Raw genomic sequence first — 21,487 nt, 5'->3', positions numbered from 1 at the left:
TTCGGTTAACCAGGCTCAGCTCGTCAGTTGTTCCACGAGTTCGACGGCGCTGTTCACGGAGTCCAGCAGCGCTCCTACGTGCGCCTTGCTGCCCCGCAGCGGCTCCAGCGTCGGGATGCGCACCAGCGAATCACCACCAAGATCGAAAATCACCGAGTCCCAACTGGCGGCGGCGATATCGGCCCCGAACCTACGCAGGCATTCGCCGCGGAAATAGGCGCGCGTGTCGGTCGGCGGGTTGTCCACCGCCTCGATCACCTGGTGTTCGCTGACCAGACGTTTCATCGAGCCGCGCGCGACCAGCCGGTTGTACAGGCCCTTGTCCAGCCGGACATCGGAATATTGCAGGTCGACGAGGTGCAGCCGGGGCGCCGACCAGCTCAGGTTCTCCCGCTGCCGGAAACCCTCGAGCAGCCGCAGCTTGGCCGGCCAGTCCAGCAGCTCAGCGCATTCCATGGGGTCGCGCTCGAGCAGGTCGAGCACGTGCGCCCAGGTTTCCACGACGTCGAGCGCCCGCGGGTCCGGGTCGCGACCGTCGACCAGCTTGGCCACCCGGTCGAGGTAAAGCCGTTGCAGCGCAAGGGCGGTCAGCTCCCGGCCATCCGCCATGGCCACCGCGACGCGCAGCGACGGATCGCGGCTGATCGCATGCACGGCGTGCACCGGCCGGGCCAGCGCCAGGTCGCTCAGGTCGATCCCGTGTTGGGGGCCGTCTTCGATCAGGTCCAAAACCAGCGCCGTGGTGCCCAGCTTCAGGTAGGTCGACGTCTCGGCGAGGTTCGCGTCGCCGATGATCACGTGCAGCCGGCGATACCGGTCGGCGTCGGCGTGCGGTTCGTCGCGGGTGTTGATGATGCCGCGCTTCAGCGTGGTCTCCAGCCCGACCTCGACCTCGATGTAGTCGGAGCGCTGGGAGAGCTGGAATCCGGGCTCGTCACCGGAGGGGCCGATACCGACGCGACCGGAGCCGGTGACGACCTGCCGGGACACCAAAAACGGCGTCAGACCGGCGATGATGGCCGAAAACGGCGTCTGCCGCGCCATCAGGTAGTTCTCGTGCGATCCGTACGAGGCGCCCTTGCCGTCGACGTTGTTCTTGTAGAGCTGCAGCTTGGCGGCCCCGGGCACGCTGGCGACGTGGCGCGCGGCGGCCTCCATCACCCGCTCACCGGCCTTGTCCCAGATCACCGCGTCCAGCGGGTCGGTGCACTCGGGCGCGGAGTATTCGGGGTGCGCATGGTCGACGTAGAGCCGCGCCCCGTTGGTCAGGATCATGTTTGCCGCGCCGACCTCGTCGGCGTCGACCACCGGCGGCGGCCCGGCCGAGCGGCTCAGGTCGAAACCGCGGGCGTCGCGCAGCGGCGACTCCACCTCGTAGTCCCAGCGGGTGCGCTTCGCGCGTTGAATGCCGGCGGCGGCCGCGTAGGCCAACACCGCCTGAGTCGAAGTAAGAATCGGGTTGGCGGTCGGGTCGGACGGCGACGAAATGCCGTACTCGACCTCCGTCCCGATAATCCGTTGCATGCGTCAAGGGTAGGCCCCCGACGATGCGTCCCACGCCGGGGCAAGGCGACCGCCGCCGACGACGGGCCGCGGATTGTTGAAATACCCAAGGCCCAAAGACAATTCGAAGGGATTGCCGAGCGCGCCACCGGACAAATTCTGACCTGCGCGAAAACGACCAGCGCACCGGTTGCTGCGCCACTAGGGTGACCCGGTGTGGGTTTAACTCAGCGCCGCACACCGGACGGCCAGAAGGCAGCGGCCGAACGATGGTTCCTGGAGCGCGGCCTACCGTCGGTGCTGACCCGGCGGGGCCGTTGGCGACGACTCTGGCCGCGGTGCGCTCCGATGCTGGCCGCGTGGGCGGCGGTCGAAGTTTGCCTGCTGGGCGTCTATCTGATCAGCGACGGCAACGAGGTCTTCATCAACGGGACACCGACCACCCGCCAGTGGGCGATCCTCGCGCTGCTGGCAGTCGCGCTCCCGCTGGCCGCCCTGCTCGGCTGGCTGGTGTCGCGGATCTCGAGCGGGCGCACCCGCGCGGCCGTCGCGACCGCGGCGCTGGCCGTCGCGGTCGGGTGCGGGATCTTCGAATCCGGCCCGATCCAATTGACCCGCGACGCCGTCATCCTGGTCGTGGTGCTGTTGCTGACCGGCTGCGGCGTCGGGTCGGTGCTGGCCTGGGCGGTGCGGATGACGTTCGAGCACCTCTCGACGGTCGGCACGCTGGCAATCCGGGCCCTGCCGATCGTGCTGCTGACCGCGTTGGTGTTCTTCAACACCTACGTCTGGCTGATGGCCGCGAACATCAACGGGGAGCGGCTGACGCTGGCCATCGTTTTTCTGATGGGCATCGCGGCGGCGTTCGTGGTGTCCAAGACCGTCGAGCGGGTGCGCCCGCTGCTGAGGTCGACGGCGTCGCTGCCCGAAGGCAGCCAGAGCCTCGTCAACACCCCCTTCGCCACCATGCACGGCCCCGCGGCGGGCTCACCTCTCAAGCCGTCGGAGCGCCTCAATGCCGTCTTCTTGCTCGCGACCTCGCAACTGATCGAGATTCTGGTGGTGGCCGGCGTCGGCGCCACCATGTACCTGATTCTGGGCGTCATCATTCTCACGCCACCGCTGCTCAAGGAGTGGACACACCATCAGGACATGACCACGACGGTGTTGGGCATGACCTTTCCGGCGCCGGACTCGCTGATCCACATGTGCCTTTTCCTGGGCGCGCTGACGTTCATGTACATCAGCGCGCGAGCGGTCGACGACGACGAGTACCGGGGGATGTTCCTCGACCCCCTGATCGACGACCTGCACACCGCGCTCGCGGCGCGCAACCGTTACCTCGGCAACGTCGCCGACGAGTCCGACAGCGCGGACGTTGTTGACGCCGCCAGGGTCCCCGATTAACTTCAGCCTGGTGTCCGACCTGTCCGGGAAGCGTTACGGCGAAGTACTTCTCGTCGAGGTCGGGGAATCCGGCCCACAAGCCACCGTCTACAACAGCTTCGGACTCAACGACTGTCCGGCCGAGTTGTGGTCCAAGCTCGACCCCCAGGCGATCGCGCAAGAACACGGCGCCGCAGCGGCCTTGCTGAACGGCCCGCGTTACTGGCTGATGAACGCCATCGAGAAGCAGGCCGACGGTCCGCAGCAGCGGATGACGTTCGGCGGGATAGAGATGATCAAGCAGGCCACCGTGCAGCTGTCGTCGATGAACCCCGCGCCGTACACCGTCAACGAAGTGACCCGCAATACGGTCTTCGTCTTCAACGCCGGCGAACAGATCTACGAGCTGATCGATCCCGACGGCAAGCGCTGGGTCATGCAGACCTGGAGCCAGGTCGCCGACCCCAACCTGTCGCGGGCCGAGCTGGCCGGGCTGGCCGACCGGCTGACGCTGCCCGAGGGGTGGAGTTATGTGCCGCGCGTGCTCACCGAGACGCTGCGGGTGGACACCACGACTCGCCCCGCCCGCGTGACGCAGGATGACCTGACGAACAGCTACTCGTTCGAATTCGACTGAACCGCTTAGGGATTGAGTCCCTAGAGGTACTGGCCGAGGTTCGATTCGGTGTCGATGGCGCGCGACGCGCTCGACGACTTGCCGGTGACCAGGGTGCGGATGTACACGATCCGCTCGCCCTTCTTGCCCGAGATCCGCGCCCAGTCGTCGGGGTTGGTGGTGTTGGGCAGGTCCTCGTTCTCGGCGAACTCGTCGACGATCGAGTCGAGCAGATGCTGGATCCGCAGGCCCGATTGGCCGGTCTCCAGCACCGCCTTGATCGCGTTCTTCTTCGCGCGGTCGACGACGTTCTGGATCATCGCCCCGGAGTTGAAGTCCTTGAAGTACATGACTTCTTTGTCACCGTTGGCGTAGGTGACCTCCAGGAACCGGTTGTCGTCGATCTCGGCGTACATCCGCTCGACGACCTTTTCGATCATCGCCGCGATGCACGCGCCACGGTCGCCGTCGAACTCGGCGATGTCGTCGGCGTGCACCGGCAGCGTCTCGACCAGGTACTTCGAGAAGATGTCTTGTGCCGCTTCGGCATCGGGCCTCTCGATCTTGATCTTCACGTCGAGACGTCCCGGCCGCAGGATCGCGGGGTCGATCATGTCCTCACGGTTGGAGGCGCCGATCACGATGACGTTCTCCAGCCCTTCGACGCCGTCGATCTCGGACAGCAGCTGCGGGACCACCGTGGTCTCGACGTCGGAGGAGACGCCGGTACCGCGGGTGCGGAAGATCGAATCCATCTCGTCGAAGAAGACGATCACCGGTGTTCCCTCGGACGCCTTCTCGCGGGCGCGCTGGAAGATCAGCCGGATGTGGCGCTCGGTCTCACCGACGAACTTGTTCAGCAGCTCGGGGCCCTTGATGTTCAAGAAGTACGACTTGGCCTCGCGGGCGTCGTCGCCGCGCACCTCCGCCATCTTCTTGGCCAGCGAGTTGGCGACCGCCTTGGCGATCAGCGTCTTACCGCAACCGGGCGGGCCATACAGCAACACACCCTTGGGCGGACGCAGCGCGTACTCCCGGTACAGGTCCTTGTGCAGGAACGGCAGCTCCACGGCGTCGCGGATCTGCTCGATCTGGCGGGTCAGACCACCGATGTCCTGGTAGCTGACGTCGGGCACCTCTTCGAGCACCAGGTCCTCGACCTCGGCCTTCGGGATGCGCTCGAAGGCGTAGCCGGCCTTGGTGTCGACCAGTAGAGAATCGCCAGGCCGCAACTTGCGCGGCCTGGTGTCATCGTTGAGTGCGTCGGGAACGCCGTCGGGCAAGTCCTCGGCCACCAGTGGGTCGGCCAGCCACACGATCCGTTCCTCGTCGGCGTGGCCCACGACCAATGCGCGGTGGCCGTCGTTGAGCACCTCGCGCAAAGTCGAGATCTCGCCGACGGATTCGTACGTGCCGGCCTCGACGACGGTCAGGGCTTCGTTGAGCCGGACCGTCTGGCCCTTGCGCAAGGACGCCACGTCGATGTTGGGCGAGCAGGTCAATCGCATCTTGCGACCCGAGGTGAACACGTCCACCGTTTCGTCCTCGTGGGACGAGAGCAAGACGCCGTAGCCGCTGGGCGGCTGCCCGAGACGATCGACCTCTTCGCGCAACGCAAGTAACTGCTGCCGCGCCTCTTTAAGAGTTTCCATTAATTTGGAATTGCGCGCGGCGAGCGAGTCGATGCGGGCTTCGAGCTGATGCACATCGCGCGCGGAGCGCGTGCTGCCTGCCGACCCGGCGGCTTGCTCGAGTTGCTCGCGCAGTGCCGCTGCTTCGCGACGTAACTGTTCAAGCTCGGCGGCATCGCTGCTGGACATACCGGTTTCGTCATCGACCCCGAATGCTTCAGAACGCTCTGATTCACCCATGTTGCGCTCCTTTCCCGCCCCGAATTGATGCGGTGGATCCTTATAACGCTACCGGCGATTGGCCGTTCATGCGTGAACTCAAAAGCCATCAAAAGTCGCGTCTTTACTCCCGCTGGTAACCTCGGCGTCGATTTGGGACCACCGGAAGGACACCCCTTGACCGCAAAACCCCTCACCACAGGCCTTGCCGTGGTCGCGGTCATCAACGCAATGTTTCCAACTGTGACTTCCATTGCACCAGTTGGCCCGATCGCAGCAACCGCCACCCTCCAAGAATCAGGCGTGGCCGAATAGCCCGGCCGGTTCGAGGGATGCAGCGACACCTGTCCGTAGCACTGAGCACCGCCACCGCCGTGGCGGCTGTGGGGCTCGCGGCGTGCACGCACAGCGAGCCCAAGGTGCTGCCGTCGACTCGTTCGGCGGTGACCGCGCCGACGTCCAGTCCGTTGATCGTCACGGCTCCCCCGACCGCTCCCCTGCCGGTGCCCGAGGCTCTCGTCGAAGTGCTGAACCGGCTTGTCGACCCGAACGTTCCGGGCATCAACAAGGTCACCCTCGTCGAAGGCGCAACGCCGGAGAGCGCGGCCACGCTGGACAAGTTCATCAACGCGCTGCGCGACAACGGCTACCTGCCGATGAGTTTCGTGGCCAACAACATCGCGTGGTCGGACAAGAATCCGGCCAACGTGGTGTCCCTCGTCAGCGTCAACACCGCCAAGGGAAGCAGCGGCGCGTTCGCCTTTCCGATGGAGTTCGCGCCCTTTCAGGGCGGCTGGCAGCTTTCCCGCCGGACCGCGGAAATGCTGTTGGCACTGGGCAACTCGCCGACCCCGACGCCTCCCCCACTCAGCCTGACACTTCCCCTGCCTCCGCCGCCGGAACCCGTCCAGCCGCCGGCCCCGCCTCCGCCTGCCCCGCCTCCGTCGCCCTGATGTGGATCGCCTGGCTCGAATTCGACGTATTGCTGGGCGACGTGCGATCGCTCAAGGAAAAACGCTCGGTGATCCGTCCCGTTGTCGCCGAACTGCGCCGCAAGTTCGGCGTGTCGGCCGCCGAGACGGGTTCGCAGGATCTGCATCGGCGAGCGGGCATCGGGGTGGCCGTCGTGTCCGGTGACCGTGCCCACGCGGTCGAAGTCCTGGACGCTGCCGAACGTCTGGTCGCCGCGCATCCCGAGTTCGAGCTGCTGTCGGTGCGACGCTCACTGATGCGCAGCGAGGACAGCGAGGACTAGGGCTAGCCGTCCCGGCCCGGACGCTTGCGGCCCAACGGCATCGGGGCCACTGTTCCCGGCGCCAGCCGTCGGGATGCCACCAGGAACGCGGTGTGCCCGCGCATCGTGTGCTGGGGCCGGACCGCCAGGCCGACAGCATGCCAACCGCGCTGCATCGTCTCCCAGGCGCGCGGCTCGGTCCAGCACTCCTGAGCCCGCAGCGCCTCCACCACCTTCGACAGTTGGGTGACCGTGGCGACGTAGATCACCAGTACCCCGCCGGCGACGACGAGCCGCGACACGGCGTCCAGCACCTCCCACGGCGAGAGCATGTCCAGCACGGCCCGGTCGAACGAGTCGTCGGGCAGCCCGGAATCGACGACGTCGCCGATGATCAGCTCCCAGTTGGCGGGCGCCCGACCGAAAAAGACGTCCACGTTGCGCCGCGCATGTTCGGCGTGATCCGCGCGCACTTCGTAGGAGACCACTTGCCCGTCGGGCCCCACCGCGCGCAACAGCGAACAGGTCAGCGCACCGGATCCGGCTCCGGCCTCGAGCACGCGGGCACCCGGGAAAATGTCGCCCTCGTGGACGATCTGAGCGGCGTCCTTGGGATAGATGACCTGCGGCCCCCGCGGCATCGACATGATGTAGTCGACCAGCAGGGGGCGCAGCACCAGGTATGGGGTGCCGTTGCTGGATTTGACCACGCTGCCCTGTTGCAGCCCGATGATCGTGTCGTGCGGAATCGCGCCGCGATGGGTGTGGAACTCGGCGCCTTCCGTGAGCTCCATCGTGTAGTGCCGGCCCTTGGCGTCGGTGAGCTGGACGCGCTCGCCGACGACGAATGGACCGGTGTTGGACACGCCGTTCAGCGTGCCAGCCGACTCGCCGTTGGCGATGCTCGGGGTTGTCGGCAGTGCGTCCTAGGCTGCGAATATGACCGACCAGCCGCAAGACCAGGCGGGGGCGGCTTCGAGACCGGCTTCGAGACCGGCACTGTCGCCGTCGCGAGCGGCGGATTTCAAGCAGTGCCCGTTGCTGTACCGGTTCCGGGCGATCGACCGGCTGCCCGAGCCGCCGTCGACGGCACAGATCCGCGGCTCGGTGGTGCACGCCGCACTCGAGCAGCTCTACGGCCTGCCCGCGGCAGCACGTGGCCTTGAGACCGCGGTTTCGCTGGTGGAGCCCGCCTGGGAGCAGGTGATGGCCGCCGAGCCCGACCGGTTCGCCGAGCTGGACTCCGCCCAGCGGACCCAGGTACTGGAGGAAGCCCGCGCGCTGCTGTTCGGTTATTACCGGCTGGAAGACCCGACCCGGTTCGATCCGCAGTGTTGCGAACAGCGGGTGGAGGTGGAGCTTGCCGACGGCACACTGCTGCGCGGGTTCATCGACCGGATCGACGTCGCCGCCACCGGCGAGCTGCGGGTGGTCGACTACAAGACCGGCAAGGCGCCACCGGAGGCGCGAGCGCTGGCCGAATTCAAGGCGATGTTCCAGATGAAGTTCTATGCGGTGGCGCTGCTGCGTACCCGCGGTGTGCCGCCCACCCGGCTGCGCCTCATCTACCTCGCCGACGGCCAGGTGCTGGACTACTCACCCGAGCTCGACGAGCTGCTGCGCTTCGAGAAGACCCTGATGGCGATCTGGCGCGCCATCCAATCCGCTGGTGCGACAGGCGATTTCCGTCCGAGCAAGTCACGGTTGTGCGATTGGTGTCCGCACCACGAGTACTGTCCGGTTTTCGGCGGCACCCCGCCGCCCTATCCCGGCTGGCCGGATAACGTGCGGGCGCAAGCTATTTCACATCCAACCGAACCGGCGGCATAATCGCGGCCCGCTAGTCGAGCGGTGACATCTCCTGCAGCATGGTGGGAATCAGCTCGCTGACGGTGGGATGGATGTGCATCGTGCGCGACAGCGTGGTGTACGGCGCCTTGGCCGACATGACGTCCAGGATGGCGTGAATCGCCTCGTCGCCGCCGACCCCAAGGATGGCCGCTCCGAGGATCTGACCGGTTTCGGCATCGACGACGACCTGCATAAAGCCTTGCGTCTCACCCTTTTCCACGGCTCGGCCGACCCTGGTCATCGGCCGCCTCCCGAGCAGCGCCTTGCGGCCCGACGCTCGGACCTCGCTGACGGTCATCCCGGCGCGCCCCAGCGGCGGATCGATGTAGAGCGCATAGGTGGTGATGCGGTCGCTGACCCGGCGCGGATCGTCGTCGAGCAGGTTGGCGGCCACGATCTCGAAATCGTTGTACGAGGTGTGGGTGAATGCGCCCTTGCCGTTGCAATCGCCCATCGCCCAAATGTGATCGACGTTGGTCTTGAGTGCATCGTCGACGACGATGTAGCCGCGCGCGTCGGTCTGCACACCGGCGGCGTCCAGGCCGAGGTCGTCGGTGTTGGGCCGGCGCCCCACCGCCACCAGCAGATGACTTCCGGGTATCGGGTCGGCACCGGCGCGAGGCGTGAGTTCGAATCCGTTGTCGCTCTTGCTGACCCGCACGTCGTCGGCATTGAGGACGATGTCGATGCCTTCGGCCTCCAGGATCTCCTTGATGGTGGCCGAGACGTCCTCGTCTTCGCGGGAGGCCAGCCGCGGACCCCGCTCCACGACGGTGACCGCTGACCCGAAGCGCCGGTACATCTGGGCGAACTCCAGCGCGATGTAGCTGCCGCCGATGATGACGAAACGTGTTGGCAGCGTGTCGAGTTCGAAGACGGACACGTTGGTGAGGTAGTCGACCTCGTCCAGGCCCGGGATGTCGGGGGCCACCGCGCGGCCACCGACATTGAGGAAGATCCGGTCGGCGTGCAGCTCCTCGCCGTCGACACTCAGGGTGTGCGGATCGGTGAAACGGGCGTGGCCGCGAAAGACGGTGCAGCCGTCCATGCCGTCCAGCCAGTCCTCGACGCCCTTACGGTCGGCCAGCACGATGCCGTCTTTGCGGGCCTTGACTTTCGCCATGTCCACGCTGATCCATCCGGTCGCGACACCGAATTCGGCGCTGCGACGAGCCAGCTGGGCGACGTGCGCACTGGCGACCAGCGTCTTGCTCGGAATACACCCATTGTTGACACAGGTGCCGCCGATCAGCTTGCGCTCGACGATCGCGACGCGCTGGCCGGCGGCGGTCAGCCGCCCGGCAAGCGGAGGGCCGGCCTGGCCGGCACCGACGATGATCGCATCGAAATGCGCGGTCACTTAACGGCCGAGACGAGGTACTCGGCCAGCTCGTGCCCCGTCAGCGCAGCGATGGCGAACCCGCCCAAGACCGCGACCGCATCCTCGAGCAGCGCGATCGGCAGGTCCCGCCCGCCGCTGACCGCCACCAGCCGCTTGCGGGCCTGATAGCCACCGAGGGTGCCGAGCACCGCGCCGATGACACCGGCCCCGAGCGCGGAAAAGGTCCAGTGCGGCCAGGCGCCAAGTGCCGCGCCCGCCAGCCCGCCCATGACGAGCCGGGCAGCGAACACCGGTGGCGCCGTGCGGGGTGGCGTCTTGGGCAGCTTGTCGTTGACCAATTCGCCGACGGCGAGAACGCTGAATACGACGACGGTGATGATGTTCGCCATCCAGGAGGCCCAGGTGCCGTGCAAGTCGATCCAACCGAGATAGGCCGCCCACGCGACCACGGCGGGAGCCGTCAGGGAGCGCAACCCGGCGACGACGCCAATCAGCAAAGCCAGCAACAGAACAAGGACATGTGTCACGGCGACCCCTCCTGGGAACGAACAGCGCGGCAACGGTAAGAGGGGGCGGCCCAGCGGGCCCCCTCCCCCTAGCCGGACGCTAACACAGCCGGGGCCGGGCGGGCAGGATCAGTCAGAATCGGCAGAACCTGATATCGGAAGCCAGAATCGCTTTGGCGCCGATGGCCGCGAGCTCGTCCATGATCTCGTTGACGCCCCGACGCGGGACCAGCGCCCGGATGGCCACCCAGTCCGGGTCGGCCAGCGGGGCGATGGTCGGCGACTCCAGCCCCGGCGTGATCAACGTGGCCTTGTCGAGTACCGAGCGCGGGCAGTCGTAGTCGAGCATCAAATACTGCTGCCCGAACACCACACCCTGAATCCGGGCAACCAGCTGATCGCGCGCCGCTCGCGCTGCGCCGTCGCCGTCGGAGCCGGCGCGCTCGATCAGCACCGCCTCCGAATCACAGAGCGGCTCACCGAAGGCCACCAGGTCGTGCAGGCTCAGGGTGCGGCCGGATCCCACCACGTCGGCAATCGCGTCGGCCACCCCGAGTTGAACCGAAATCTCCACGGCGCCGTCGAGCCTGATGACGGTTGCTTCAATTCCCTTGTTCGCCAGGTCTTTTCGCACCAGATTCGGGTATGCAGTGGCGATTCGCTTACCGGCCAGATCGGCCGTCGTCCAGTCCAGCCCGGCCGGTCCCGCATAACGGAAGCTGGATGACCCGAAACCCAGCGCCAGGCATTCGCGCACCGGCGCATCCGAGTCGAGCACCAGGTCTCGCCCGGTGATGCCGAAATCGAGCTGTCCCGAACCGACATAGATGGCAATGTCTTTGGGCCGCAGGAAGAAGAACTCGACGTGGTTGACGCGGTCGATGACGGTGAGGTCTTTGGAATCGGTGCGCCGCCGATAGCCCGCCTCCGAAAGGATCTCGCTGGCCGGCTCGCTCAGCGTGCCCTTGTTCGGTACCGCAACCCGCAACATGCTCACAGCTTCCGATAGACGTCGTCGAGGGACAGTCCGCGCGCGATCATCAGCACCTGCGCCCAGTACAGCAACTGACTGATCTCCTCGGCCAATGCGTCGTCGGATTCGTGCTCGGCGGCCAGCCACACCTCGCCGGCCTCCTCCAGGATCTTCTTGCCCAGCCCATGAATCCCGCCGTCGAGCGCGGCGACCGTGGCGCTGCCGGCCGGTCGGGTGCGGGCACGATCGCCGAGTTCGGCGAACAGATCCTCGAATGTCTTCACGGCCAGCGATTGTTTCACGAGGCAACGAGCAAAGTCACCTCGGTTTCCGCTGGTGACCACTCGCACGGGCGATCCGCAAGCCCCACAGCCTGTTTCGCGGCGCCGAGAACCGTTAGTCGAATCCAGCCAGCGTGGTGCGCAGCGCGGCCTCCAGCTGAAGGTGAAATGGCTGGCCCGCGAACATATCCGAGGTCAGCCAGCGATCGAGGACGAATTTGACTGTGGCCAAACTTGTATCAACCAACAGCGCCGGGCGAAGGTCCGCGGTCGCATCAACACCCATCCGGGCGGCGACCTGCTCGATGAACATATCGTGGTCGGTTTCGCTGACCAGCACCGTTTTGCTCAACAGGTGCGGCGCGGTGGCGATCGCGTGGCGCCAGGTATCGAGATTGTCGAGTTCGTCGGCGTCTCGGGCGCGCGTGACAAACACGTGAAGCAATGCTTCGACGGCCGATTCGTCCTGGGGTCGCGCGTTGTACGAACCCACGATCTCACCGATCGCCTCGCGGACGGGATCAGCCAGCAGGCCTTCTTTGGTGGGTGCGTGCCGGAAATAGGTACTGATGGAAATTCCGGCAGCCGCGGCAATGTCCTCCGTCGTCACCGTATCGAATCCGCGTTCGGCGAAAAGCTGATATGCAGTGTTCTGGATCTGAGAGAGTAACTCCGCGCGGCGCCGATCCCGTAGTGATCCGGTGTTTGCTGAGGGCATGCCATTACCTTCGTCGAGCTGACATTCCAACGCGTCGGTACCGTCCAGTGACGATCTCAGGTGAGTGACTCTACACTATTGAAAGCGCCTATCAAGTGGGCTACTGTGATACAGCACACACCGAGAACCGCAGTTCACGGAGCCTGGTGACATTACCGTTATGACAATGCGCTGCACGGCACCCGACTCCCCGCGTTCTGCACTCGTGCATTTGTTGGTGGGGGGAGCGCCAATGGTGGCGATAGCTGGTGCGCGATGACCGATAGCTTAGGTTTGCTAGACGGACTTCCGGCTGCGCTTGAATGACGGCACAACAAGACGGCCTTACCGCCATCCAGGACTGGTCTGCCGGATACGTCAAACGTCATCCGCTTGCCTCGCTGACAACAGTGGGCGAACAGTTCGTCCTTGGTGTGCGCACCATTCAATACTTCTTTTTCGACCTGGTGACCGGCCGATTTCAATGGCAGGAATTTGTTCGCCAGGGCGCGTTTATGGCCGGCACCGCCGTCTTGCCGACGATTCTGGTGTCATTGCCGATCAGCGTCACGTTGTCCATTCAGTTCGCCCTGCTCGCCGGGCAGGTGGGCGCCACCTCGCTGGCCGGCGCGGCCAGCGGACTGGCGGTCATCCGGCAGGGCGCATCGCTGGTCGCCGCCGTGCTGATGGCCTCGGCCGTCGGGTCGGCGATCACCGCAGATCTGGGTTCGCGGACCATGCGCGAAGAAACCGACGCGATGGAGGTGATGGGCGTCTCGGTGATCCGTCGGCTGGTGGTGCCGCGGTTCGCCGCGGCGATCATGATCGGCGTCGCGCTCACCGGTGTCGTGTGCTTCGTCGGATTCTTCGCGAGCTACATGTTCAACGTGTACTTTCAGAACGGGGCCCCGGGCAGTTTCGTCTCGACCTTCGCTTCGTTCGCGACGCCAGACGACATGATCTTGGCGTTGGTGAAGGCGGTCATCTTCGGCGCCATCGTGGCCGTCGTGTCGGCGCAGAAGGGCCTGTCCACCGTCGGTGGCCCGACCGGCGTCGCGAACTCGGTCAACGCGGCCGTCGTCGAGGCGATCCTGCTGCTGATGATCGTCAACGTCGCGATCAGCCAGCTTTACATCATGCTGGTGCCCAGGACGGGCCTGTGACATGACGGTTTCTGCCTATCGGCCCTTTGCGCCGATCACCGTCCCGGTTATCCGGCTGTATCGCAGGGGCACGGTTCCGATCATTCGGCTCGGCCATCTGTTGGTCTTTTTCATCCGGGCGCTGGTCGCCGTGCCACTCGCGTTGCGACAGTACCGCGGCGAATTCCTGCGACTGCTGTCCAACATCACCTGGGGCAACGGCTCGATCGTGGTTGGTGGCGGAACCGCCGGCGTGGCCCTCGTGCTCGGGATGACCGTGGGCGCGCTGGTCGGCATCGAGGGCTACAACTTCCTGGACCTGCTGGGTCTCGGGCCGGCCACCGGGTTCGTCTCCTCGTTGGTCAACACGCGCGAGCTGGCACCGCTGATGGCGTCGCTGGCTTTCGCCATGCAAGCCGGCTGCCGCTTCACCGCTCAGCTCGGGTCGATGCGGATCGCCGAGGAAATCGACGCGTTGGAATCGATCGCGATTCGCCCGATTCCGTATCTGGTGACGACTCGGCTGATCGCCTCGGTGGCGGCCATCGTCCCGCTGTATGTGGCGTGCCTGGCGATCGGCTACCTGACCACGCAGCTTGTGGTGGGGATCAGCAGCGGCGGCTCGACGGGCTCCTACCTGCATTACTTCACGCTGATGCTGGCCGGCCAGGACATCGTCTACTCGTTGATCAAGGCCATCATCTTCGTGTGGATCGCGTCCACGATTCAGTGCTACTACGGGTATTACGCGACTGGCGGGCCCGAGGGTGTCGGCGTGGCCGCCGGGCATGGCATGCGGGCCAGCATCACCGTCGTGATCATCGTGAACATGTTGCTCACCATGGCGTTGTGGGGGGTCGACGCGGGCGCAAGGTTCGGTGGTTGATGCCGAATTCTCTTGAGCCGGACGGCCGCGGGCCCTCGGACCGTCAGTTACTTGCCACCGGTGCGGCGGTGGTGGTGGTCGCGGCCCTGCTTACCGTCGCGATGTTGCTCAAGTCCACCGGCCGGCTCAACGACTACGTCCGGGTGGTCGCCGATCTGGTCAACGTCGGCGACGGGCTGCCGCAGAAGTCGGACGTCAAGTATCACGGCGTGCTCGTCGGGATGGTCGACGATGTGGTTCCCGCGTCCAACGGAAAACCCAACTACGTCCACATCGATCTCAAACCTGCATTCGCCAAGTCGATTCCGGCCGCGGTCACCGCTCGCGTGGTTCCCAGCAACGTCTTCGCGGTGTCGTCGGTGCAGCTGGTGGGCTCCCCAAATCAGGAGGGCCCGGGCGCCGCGATCCACCCGGGCGCGCACATCCCCGAAGACACCCGGCTTCCGACCGTCCTGTTTCAGACCACCGTCAGCAAGTTGCGCGACCTGCTGGCCGCCACCGGGCGCGGCCGCGACGACAGGTCCATCGGGATCCTGGCCGCGCTGGGTGCCGCCACCGACCACCGCCGCGTCCCCCTGCTGAATGCCGGGGCGCAATTGAATCGCCTTCTCGACCAACTCAATTCGATTGTCAGCACCGACACCGGGCCGTCGACCGTCTCCGCACTCGTCGACGCGGCGCATGGACTCGCACAGACGGCACCCGATCTTGTCGACGCCTTGCACCAGGCCGTCGAACCTTTGCAGACTTTTGCCGAGACGCGCGGGCAGTTGGCCGCGCTGCTCTCCGGCGCCGAGAACACGGTCGGGACCACACGCGAATCGTTCGGTAACCACATCGACCAGCTCATTCGGATCACCGCCGATTTCACGCCGGTGCTGGGCGTGTTGGCGATGCGGTCGAGCAATTTCGTGCCCGCGGTCACCAAGTTGGACAACCTGGCCAACAGGTTCATGGAGGAGGTCTGGGTACCGGGCCGTGATGTCGGCAATATGCGCGCGATGTTGACGTTTACCCCCTCGTCTACCTACACCCGCGCCGACTGCCCGCATTACGGAGAGCTGAAGGGGCCCAGTTGCTTTACCGCACCGCTGGTGCCGGTGCGCCCCGATATGCCGGAGGTGCTGCTGCCGCAGAACTATCAGCCGCCCAAGGATCTCGCGCCGCCGCCGGGCACGATCATCGGCCCGGACGGAAACCTCGTCGCGGTCGGACCGCCGTTGATCAATCCGAGCCCCAACCTGACCGATCCCAATCCCCCACTGCCATCCTGGCTTCCACCGTCGCCGCCGGTACCGGGCAGCGCCAACCCCGATAACCCATCGCCCGGGGCGCCCGCGACGCCGTCGCCGAACGCACCGTGGGTCGCGCCGGTGGCGCCGAAGGCGCCGTGGATACCGCAATCGTCCTTCGGGGGCAACGTGGGCCCCGTCGGCAGCCAGTACGAGCGCAACATGCTGAGCGTGATCACCGGCCAGACCGCCACGCCGGCCACCGAGCTACTGCTGGGACCGGTGGCTCGCGGGTCCACGGTCTCGCTGAAACCCGCACCCGGAGGGCCGAGATGAAATTCCGGGCACCGCTGATCGGCCTCACGCTGTTCATGGTCGTCGCGTTGACGCTCACCTGGCTGGTGTACGTGAGCCTGCGACGTGACGTTGCCGGCGACACGGCCAAGTATTCGGCATTGTTCACCGATGTCTACGGGCTGCGCGAAGGCGACGACGTCCGGATGGCCGGGGTGCGGGTGGGCCGGGTGGAAAGCGTCGAGCTCGACGGGAAACTCGCGAAAGTCGCGTTCGTGGTGCAAACCGATCAGCACCTGTACGGCAACACCGTCGCCTCCGTGACTTACCAAAACATCGTCGGACAGCGTTACCTCGGGCTGTCTTTGGGACCGGAGGGCAGTCAGAGCCTGCTCCCGCCGGGCAGTGTGCTGCCGCTGGAACGCACCGAACCATCCTTTGATGTCACCGCGCTGCTCAACGGCTACGAACCGCTGTTCAGCCTGCTAAACCCGCAGGATGCCGACAACCTCACCAAGGGCATCATCGCGTCGCTGCAGGGCGACACCGCGTCGCTGACCACGCTGATCAGCCAAACATCAACCCTCACAGAGACTTTCGCCGGGCGAGATCAAGCCCTGGGTGACGTGATCACCAACCTCAACAAGGTGGTCGGTAACCTTGCTCGGCAGAACGACAATCTCGACGGAGTGATCACCCAAACGCGCGAGGTGGTTGGCCAGCTCGACCGGCGGCGTCCGGAGCTGGTGTCCTCGGCGGGTTCGCTGTCCCGGGTGATGGGCCGGCTCTCGGCCTCGGCCACCGACGTGTATCCGGCGCTGCGCGAATTCATCGATCGCAAACCCGGTGCGGCCAGACACCTGATGGATGTCGAGCCGCAGGTGGCGTTCTTCGGCGACAACATCCCGCTGCTACTGAAAGGGCTTGTCCGAGTGGGTAACCAGGGCGCCTACGGTAACGCCTACGTGTGCGACGTCAACTTCATGGGATTCTTCCCCGGCCTCAATGACGTCGTGCCGATCATCGTCGCCGCCGCCACCCCCGGCAACAAGATGTGGCACACACCGAGATGCAGGAGCACTGCCGGTGGCTGAGAACAAGAAGCGTCCGCTGGAGAGCTACAACAAGACGTGGCTTGGGTTTATCGCCGTCGCGGTGGTCGCGGTAGTCATCGGGGCCATGCTGGCGGTGCACGCGCTCGGCGCCGGCTACCGGCACTACACTGCGGAGTTCCTGCAGGCCGCCTCGCTGCGGGCCGGCAACCCGATCGTCGTCGCGGGCATCCCGGTCGGCGAAGTGACCAGCATGAAACTCGACGGCGACCACGTCGAGGCGGGTCTGAAGATTCGCGACAACATCGTGCTGGGCAAGGATTCCCGGGCCACGATCAAGGTCACCACCATCCTGGGCTCGCGTTATCTCTCGGTGCAGCCCAATGGCTCGAACACGCTGCCGCACAATACCTTTGATCTGGCCCACACCGACGTTCCCTACGACTTACAAGCCGCATTGCAGGACGCCACCACGACGTTCGAGCAGGTCGATTCCGACCGGTTCGCCCAGTCGCTTGCGGTGTTGGGCAAGCAGCTCGAGGGCCTGCCCGCGGTGGTGCCGCAGGCCATGAAGAACATCGGATCGCTGTCGTCCATCATCGCGGTGCGCCGCGACCAACTGGGCCAGCTGCTGGGAAGCACCGAACGGGTGACAAACACCTTGCGGCGCCAGCAAGCCGGCATCGGCAATCTCGTCAACCAGGGGCAGGACCTGCTGGGCCAATTCGTCGCGCGGCGAGCCGTTTTCCACGCGATGATGCAGTCGCTGACCAGCCTCGTCGACACCATGAGCCAGATCGTGGTCAACGACCGGTCAGGTCTTGACTCGCTGATCGCGGACATGCGCGACTTCACCGGCATGATGGCGCAACACGACGACCTGCTGGCCAACATGCTGCAGATCAGTCCGATCTTCTTCCGTGAGGCGGCCAACCTCACCGGCGAGGGCAATGCGGTGAATTTCAACGCCAACAACGTCCCGCTCGTCGACTCGTGGATGTGCGCAATCAGCGGCCGCGCAAAGCAGTTCGGCATGATCCAATACTTCAAGGACTGCAAGTGACGGCATCGAAGCTGCGGTCCAGGGCGGTCGCCATCTGCGCCACCCTGGCGGTGCTCGCCACGGCCGTCGGAATCGGCTGGTGGTACCTGACGCCTGACGCGGACGCCATCACGGTGACGGCCCAATTCGACAGCGCCTCAGGACTTTACGAGGGCAATGTGGTCGCGGTATTGGGAATGCCGGTGGGAAAGATCACCAAGATCAATGCCAAGGGTGGTTACGTCGAAGTCGAATTCACCGTCGATCGCCACGTCAAGGTCCCCGCCACCGCCCAAGCCGTCACGGTGTCGACCTCGATCCTCACCGACCGGCAGATCGAGCTCACGCCGCCCTACCGTGGCGGCCCGGTGCTGCAGAACCACGACACGATCGGCTTGACCCGGACCAAGACCCCCGTCGAATTCAGCCGTGTGCTCAGCGTTCTCGACAAGGTCACCAAGTCGCTCGGGGGCGACGGCCATGGCGGCGGGCCCGTCGCCGACGTGCTGAACAACGGGACCAAGGTGGTCGAGGGCAACGGCGGGCAGATCAAATCGGCGCTCGACCAACTGTCCACGGCGCTGCGCCTGTCCAGCGACGGCGGCGCCCAGACCCGCGAGCAGATCACCACGATCGTCAAGAACATCAGCACGCTGTTCGACGCGGTGGCCGCCAATGACGGCAAACTACGCGAATTCGCGTCCACCATCCACCAAGTCAGCCAGATCATGGCCGACGAGGACATCGGAAGCGGCACTACCGGAAAGAGATTCGAACAGCTGATCCAGCGGGCCGGCGACCTGCTCGACACCAACCGCGACACGATCAAGCGGGCGCTGCTCAACGGCAACTCCACATTGCAGACGGTGACCGACCAGCGGCGAGGCCTCGCCGAACTCCTCGATGTGGCGCCGATGCTGGCCGACAACGCGTACAACATGATCGACCGGGCGAACGGCGCCGTGCGCGCCCGTTTCCTGACCGACCGATTGGTCTTCGACAGCCAGTACACCAAAGAGATCTGCAACCTGATGGGCCTTCGGCAGCTCGGCTGCAGCACGGGGACAATCCAGGACTTCGGACCGGATTTCGGGCTGACCTATGTGCTGGACGGCATGGCCGCGATGGGGCAGAAATGACAGCCGGGCGGCGCGGCCTCGCCATCGCGGCCGCGGTGTTGATCACCTCGGGCTGCGGCACGAATGGCCTTGCCAGCCTTCCACTTCCGGCTCCCGGACTGGGTTCCGGCGGATACACCCTGACCGCCGTGTTCTCCAACGCGCTCAACCTTCCGATGAACGCCAAGGTGAAACTCGCCGGCGCCGACGTCGGGCAGGTCGAAGCGATGGTTGCGTACAACTACACCGCGATCACCACGCTGCGGATCAGAAACGACGTGCGGCTACCGCGGGGCAGCACCGCCGAATTACGCACCGCCACACCACTGGGCGACGTGTTCGTGGCACTGAAGCCGCCGGCCGATGACCCCGCCGACGATCCGGTGCTGCGGGGCGGCGACACCATCGGGCTGGATTCGACGGCGGCCGCAGCGACGGTCGAATCGGTGCTCAGCTCGGCCGCGATTCTGGTGAACGGCGGAGCCGTACGTAACTTCACCAACATCATCAACGGTTTCGGTAAGGCCACCGGCGACCAGGGCCAGGCGTTCGGAGAGCTGATCCGCAAGTCCAACCAACTGGTCGGCACGCTCGACACCAGGTCCGACCAGATCTCGAGCGCGTTGACCCAGTTGTCGCGTCTGGCAGAGCAACTCGATGCCAAAGACGGGGCCATCACCGACCTGATGACCGCGGCCAGACCCGCCACCGCGGCCCTGGCCGACAACACCGCCGAGCTGTCCAACCTGGCCGTGCAGGTGGGCGACACCTCACGGTTGCTGTCCAGGTTCCCGTCGATCGGCGGCACCGACACCAGCGGCCGCAGCATCATCCGCGACCTGAACACGATCGCCGGGGCCGCCAACGACGTTGCGGTCAGCCCGGATACCAGCTTTTACGCAATCAACCGGATGATCCCCCCGATGGTCAAATCGACCTCGGGAAGCGCGATCTCGGTGCACGTAGGCGTCGACAAACTGATCCTCGGATCGCTGCCCGACATCGGCTATCCCGGCGACATCGGGCTGCACGGACCACACCACTACAACATGAACCTGCTCGTCGGCACCCTGAAGTACACCCTGTGGCGTCTGCAAGAACGCGTGGTCGGCCGGGGTCCGAACTCACCGCAGGTTCCTGTCATGCCAGACCCGAATATCCCTGGCCAAATCGACATCGCCCCCGGTCCTCCCCCGCCGGCGCCCGGGCCGCCGCCACCGGGACCGCCGCCGTGATCGCCGAAGTCGCCAACGTCGTGGTCCGCGTGGTGCGGGCCGCACACCGCCAACAGGTCTGGCTGTCGGTGGCCGGATTGGTGCTCACCCTGGTGGTCGGAACCGCTTACCTGCTGATTGGGGCATTGCGGGTAGCACCGCTGGCGTCGTCCTACCGGGTCACCGTGCAGTTGCCGGAATCCGGTGGCCTGCTGCCCAATCAGGATGTCGCACTGCGCGGTGTGCGGATTGGCCGCGTCGAGTCATTGCAGATCACCGACACCGGGGTCAACGCCATCGCCAGCATCACGTCGAAGGTGCGGGTCCCGGCCAACAGCGTCGTGCACGTGTCGGCGTTATCACCGGCCGGCGAGCAGTACATCGACTTCCAAGCCGAATCCGATGCCGGGCCGTATCTCCACGACGGCAGCCTGATCACGTTGGCCCACGCAAGCGTTCCGGTGAGTCTGGCGCGGTTGCTCGGTGACGCCGACGGACTGCTGGCCCAGGTCGACCCGCGCAAAGTCGAGCTGATCAAGAAAGAACTGAGCCTGAGCATCCAGGGCCCGGCGAAACTGGCCGCCATCGTCGACGGCGGCACCTTCCTGCTGTCGACGCTCGATTCGGTGCTGCCCCAAACGACCAGCATCATCAAGGCCAGCCGGGTGGTGCTCACCCTGGCGAGCGATAAGAACGCCGGATTGGCCGCCACCGCAACCGAACTCAACCGCACGCTGACCGGGGTCGCTCGAATGCAAGCCGGCTACCGGAGGCTGACGGCACAGACGCCGCGCACCCTGTCGGCGGTCGACAATTTGTTCTCCGACAACTCCGACACGATGGTGCAGTTGCTGGGCAGCATGGCCACCATGTCGCAGTTGCTCTACCAGCGGGTGCCGGCGCTCAACGCGCTGTTCCCCGACTACCGGGGCTCGGTGCTCGATGCGGTGTCCAGCGCCTTTCACGACCACGGAGTCTGGGCGATCGCCGACCTCTACCCCCGCTACGTGTGCGACTACGGGACGCCCGCGCATCCGCCGTCGGCCGCGGACTACTACGAGCCGTTCATGTACACCTATTGCCGCGACACCGACCCCGCCGTGTCGATCCGCGGGGCCAAGAACGCGCCGCGCCCGGGCGGCGACGACACGGCCGGCCCGCCGCTGGGAGCGGACCTGGGTCGCAGAACCGATCCAACACCGAAGGGCCGCTTCACGATTCCCACGCCCTATGGCGGACCCCCGCTGCCGATCGAACCGCCGCACTAG

21 protein-coding genes are annotated in these 21,487 nt (G+C 65.7%); 13 read left to right on the top strand and 8 right to left on the bottom strand.

Annotated elements, in window-relative coordinates; all coding sequences use genetic code 11:
- Positions 1 to 15: 15 nt before the first annotated feature.
- Positions 16 to 1,524: a pup deamidase/depupylase gene (gene dop / locus LMQ14_RS11450; RefSeq protein WP_267734838.1), complete on the bottom strand. Its 1,509-nt coding sequence runs from the start codon at positions 1,522 to 1,524 to the stop codon at positions 16 to 18.
- A 195-nt stretch (positions 1,525 to 1,719) separates the two neighbouring features.
- On the opposite strand from dop, the gene LMQ14_RS11445 reads away from it, so the two are divergent.
- Both LMQ14_RS11445 and LMQ14_RS11440 read left to right on the top strand, forming a co-directional pair.
- Positions 1,720 to 2,910, top strand: a complete 1,191-nt coding sequence (locus LMQ14_RS11445; RefSeq protein ID WP_267734837.1) for a hypothetical protein — start codon at positions 1,720 to 1,722, stop codon at positions 2,908 to 2,910.
- Positions 2,906 to 3,526: a hypothetical protein gene (locus tag LMQ14_RS11440; protein WP_267735457.1), complete on the top strand. Its 621-nt coding sequence runs from the start codon at positions 2,906 to 2,908 to the stop codon at positions 3,524 to 3,526. Before LMQ14_RS11445 ends, LMQ14_RS11440 begins: the two co-directional genes overlap by 5 nt.
- Positions 3,527 to 3,546: 20 nt before the next feature.
- Here LMQ14_RS11440 and arc read toward each other — a convergent pair whose 3' ends face one another.
- Positions 3,547 to 5,376 (bottom strand): proteasome ATPase, encoded by a 1,830-nt coding sequence (gene arc / locus LMQ14_RS11435; protein WP_267734836.1) that lies wholly within the window; start codon positions 5,374 to 5,376, stop codon positions 3,547 to 3,549.
- A 311-nt stretch (positions 5,377 to 5,687) separates the two neighbouring features.
- Between arc and LMQ14_RS11430 the strand changes: the two genes are divergently transcribed.
- Positions 5,688 to 6,308: a hypothetical protein gene (locus LMQ14_RS11430; protein WP_267734835.1), complete on the top strand. Its 621-nt coding sequence runs from the start codon at positions 5,688 to 5,690 to the stop codon at positions 6,306 to 6,308.
- Positions 6,308 to 6,610, top strand: coding sequence for a DUF503 domain-containing protein (locus LMQ14_RS11425; RefSeq protein WP_267734834.1), 303 nt, complete (start codon positions 6,308 to 6,310; stop codon positions 6,608 to 6,610). The genes LMQ14_RS11430 and LMQ14_RS11425 overlap by 1 nt, the downstream gene beginning before the upstream one ends.
- Before the next feature lie 2 nt (positions 6,611 to 6,612).
- On the opposite strand, the gene trmI is transcribed toward LMQ14_RS11425, so the two are convergent.
- Positions 6,613 to 7,455 (bottom strand): tRNA (adenine(58)-N(1))-methyltransferase TrmI, encoded by an 843-nt coding sequence (gene trmI, locus LMQ14_RS11420; RefSeq protein WP_267734833.1) that lies wholly within the window; start codon positions 7,453 to 7,455, stop codon positions 6,613 to 6,615.
- A 73-nt stretch (positions 7,456 to 7,528) separates the two neighbouring features.
- On the opposite strand from trmI, the gene LMQ14_RS11415 reads away from it, so the two are divergent.
- Positions 7,529 to 8,419: a RecB family exonuclease gene (locus LMQ14_RS11415; RefSeq protein ID WP_267734832.1), complete on the top strand. Its 891-nt coding sequence runs from the start codon at positions 7,529 to 7,531 to the stop codon at positions 8,417 to 8,419.
- 10 nt (positions 8,420 to 8,429) lie between these two features.
- On the opposite strand, the gene LMQ14_RS11410 is transcribed toward LMQ14_RS11415, so the two are convergent.
- The 5 genes from LMQ14_RS11410 to LMQ14_RS11390 form a co-directional block, all read right to left on the bottom strand.
- Positions 8,430 to 9,800 (bottom strand): FAD-containing oxidoreductase, encoded by a 1,371-nt coding sequence (locus LMQ14_RS11410; protein WP_267734831.1) that lies wholly within the window; start codon positions 9,798 to 9,800, stop codon positions 8,430 to 8,432.
- Positions 9,797 to 10,309, bottom strand: coding sequence for a DUF4126 domain-containing protein (locus LMQ14_RS11405; RefSeq protein WP_267734830.1), 513 nt, complete (start codon positions 10,307 to 10,309; stop codon positions 9,797 to 9,799). Before LMQ14_RS11405 ends, LMQ14_RS11410 begins: the two co-directional genes overlap by 4 nt.
- A 112-nt stretch (positions 10,310 to 10,421) precedes the next feature.
- On the bottom strand, positions 10,422 to 11,279 hold the full coding sequence (hisG, locus tag LMQ14_RS11400; RefSeq protein ID WP_267734829.1) for an ATP phosphoribosyltransferase: 858 nt from the start codon (positions 11,277 to 11,279) through the stop codon (positions 10,422 to 10,424).
- A gap of 2 nt (positions 11,280 to 11,281) precedes the next feature.
- Positions 11,282 to 11,563, bottom strand: coding sequence for a phosphoribosyl-ATP diphosphatase (locus LMQ14_RS11395; RefSeq protein ID WP_085220407.1), 282 nt, complete (start codon positions 11,561 to 11,563; stop codon positions 11,282 to 11,284).
- A gap of 94 nt (positions 11,564 to 11,657) precedes the next feature.
- Positions 11,658 to 12,260 (bottom strand): TetR/AcrR family transcriptional regulator, encoded by a 603-nt coding sequence (locus LMQ14_RS11390; protein ID WP_267734828.1) that lies wholly within the window; start codon positions 12,258 to 12,260, stop codon positions 11,658 to 11,660.
- Between the two features lie 302 nt (positions 12,261 to 12,562).
- Here LMQ14_RS11390 and LMQ14_RS11385 point away from each other — a divergent pair, with 302 nt between their 5' ends.
- Genes LMQ14_RS11385 through LMQ14_RS11350 form a run of 8 tightly spaced genes read left to right on the top strand, consistent with a single transcriptional unit; the run spans position 12,563 to position 21,487 of the window.
- A complete protein-coding gene (locus tag LMQ14_RS11385; RefSeq protein ID WP_267734827.1) occupies positions 12,563 to 13,402 on the top strand; it encodes an MlaE family ABC transporter permease in 840 nt (279 codons plus the stop codon).
- Position 13,403: 1 nt separating this feature from the next.
- Positions 13,404 to 14,267 carry an ABC transporter permease gene (locus LMQ14_RS11380; RefSeq protein WP_267734826.1) on the top strand — a complete coding sequence of 288 codons (864 nt, stop codon included), beginning with the start codon at positions 13,404 to 13,406 and terminating at the stop codon, positions 14,265 to 14,267.
- Positions 14,267 to 15,835 carry an MlaD family protein gene (locus LMQ14_RS11375; RefSeq protein ID WP_267734825.1) on the top strand — a complete coding sequence of 523 codons (1,569 nt, stop codon included), beginning with the start codon at positions 14,267 to 14,269 and terminating at the stop codon, positions 15,833 to 15,835. The genes LMQ14_RS11380 and LMQ14_RS11375 overlap by 1 nt, the downstream gene beginning before the upstream one ends.
- On the top strand, positions 15,832 to 16,887 hold the full coding sequence (locus LMQ14_RS11370) for an MlaD family protein (RefSeq protein WP_267734824.1): 1,056 nt from the start codon (positions 15,832 to 15,834) through the stop codon (positions 16,885 to 16,887). The genes LMQ14_RS11375 and LMQ14_RS11370 overlap by 4 nt, the downstream gene beginning before the upstream one ends.
- Complete coding sequence (locus tag LMQ14_RS11365; protein WP_267734823.1) at positions 16,880 to 17,908, top strand: MCE family protein; 1,029 nt, start codon at positions 16,880 to 16,882, stop codon at positions 17,906 to 17,908. The genes LMQ14_RS11370 and LMQ14_RS11365 overlap by 8 nt, the downstream gene beginning before the upstream one ends.
- On the top strand, positions 17,905 to 19,026 hold the full coding sequence (locus LMQ14_RS11360; RefSeq protein ID WP_267734822.1) for an MCE family protein: 1,122 nt from the start codon (positions 17,905 to 17,907) through the stop codon (positions 19,024 to 19,026). The genes LMQ14_RS11365 and LMQ14_RS11360 overlap by 4 nt, the downstream gene beginning before the upstream one ends.
- Complete coding sequence (locus LMQ14_RS11355) at positions 19,023 to 20,240, top strand: MCE family protein (RefSeq protein WP_267734821.1); 1,218 nt, start codon at positions 19,023 to 19,025, stop codon at positions 20,238 to 20,240. The genes LMQ14_RS11360 and LMQ14_RS11355 overlap by 4 nt, the downstream gene beginning before the upstream one ends.
- Positions 20,237 to 21,487 carry an MlaD family protein gene (locus LMQ14_RS11350; protein ID WP_267734820.1) on the top strand — a complete coding sequence of 417 codons (1,251 nt, stop codon included), beginning with the start codon at positions 20,237 to 20,239 and terminating at the stop codon, positions 21,485 to 21,487. The genes LMQ14_RS11355 and LMQ14_RS11350 overlap by 4 nt, the downstream gene beginning before the upstream one ends.

Source organism: Mycobacterium sp. Aquia_213 (genome assembly GCF_026625985.1).
Taxonomy (GTDB): domain Bacteria; phylum Actinomycetota; class Actinomycetes; order Mycobacteriales; family Mycobacteriaceae; genus Mycobacterium.
This window is presented reverse-complemented; position numbering and strand designations above follow the sequence as displayed.

What these genes read in the sequence shown, in the direction of transcription:
- LMQ14_RS11355 (WP_267734821.1), top strand. Translation starts at nt 19,023, where the DNA reads ATGACAGCCGGGCGGCGCGGCCTCGCCATCGCGGCCGCGGTGTTGATC.
- LMQ14_RS11385 (WP_267734827.1), top strand. Translation starts at nt 12,563, where the DNA reads ATGACGGCACAACAAGACGGCCTTACCGCCATCCAGGACTGGTCTGCC.
- LMQ14_RS11415 (WP_267734832.1), top strand. Translation starts at nt 7,529, where the DNA reads ATGACCGACCAGCCGCAAGACCAGGCGGGGGCGGCTTCGAGACCGGCT.
- hisG (WP_267734829.1), bottom strand. Translation starts at nt 11,279, where the DNA reads ATGTTGCGGGTTGCGGTACCGAACAAGGGCACGCTGAGCGAGCCGGCC.
- LMQ14_RS11375 (WP_267734825.1), top strand. Translation starts at nt 14,267, where the DNA reads ATGCCGAATTCTCTTGAGCCGGACGGCCGCGGGCCCTCGGACCGTCAG.
- LMQ14_RS11425 (WP_267734834.1), top strand. Translation starts at nt 6,308, where the DNA reads ATGTGGATCGCCTGGCTCGAATTCGACGTATTGCTGGGCGACGTGCGA.
- LMQ14_RS11430 (WP_267734835.1), top strand. Translation starts at nt 5,688, where the DNA reads ATGCAGCGACACCTGTCCGTAGCACTGAGCACCGCCACCGCCGTGGCG.
- LMQ14_RS11380 (WP_267734826.1), top strand. Translation starts at nt 13,404, where the DNA reads ATGACGGTTTCTGCCTATCGGCCCTTTGCGCCGATCACCGTCCCGGTT.
- LMQ14_RS11390 (WP_267734828.1), bottom strand. Translation starts at nt 12,260, where the DNA reads ATGCCCTCAGCAAACACCGGATCACTACGGGATCGGCGCCGCGCGGAG.
- LMQ14_RS11370 (WP_267734824.1), top strand. Translation starts at nt 15,832, where the DNA reads ATGAAATTCCGGGCACCGCTGATCGGCCTCACGCTGTTCATGGTCGTC.
- dop (WP_267734838.1), bottom strand. Translation starts at nt 1,524, where the DNA reads ATGCAACGGATTATCGGGACGGAGGTCGAGTACGGCATTTCGTCGCCG.
- arc (WP_267734836.1), bottom strand. Translation starts at nt 5,376, where the DNA reads ATGGGTGAATCAGAGCGTTCTGAAGCATTCGGGGTCGATGACGAAACC.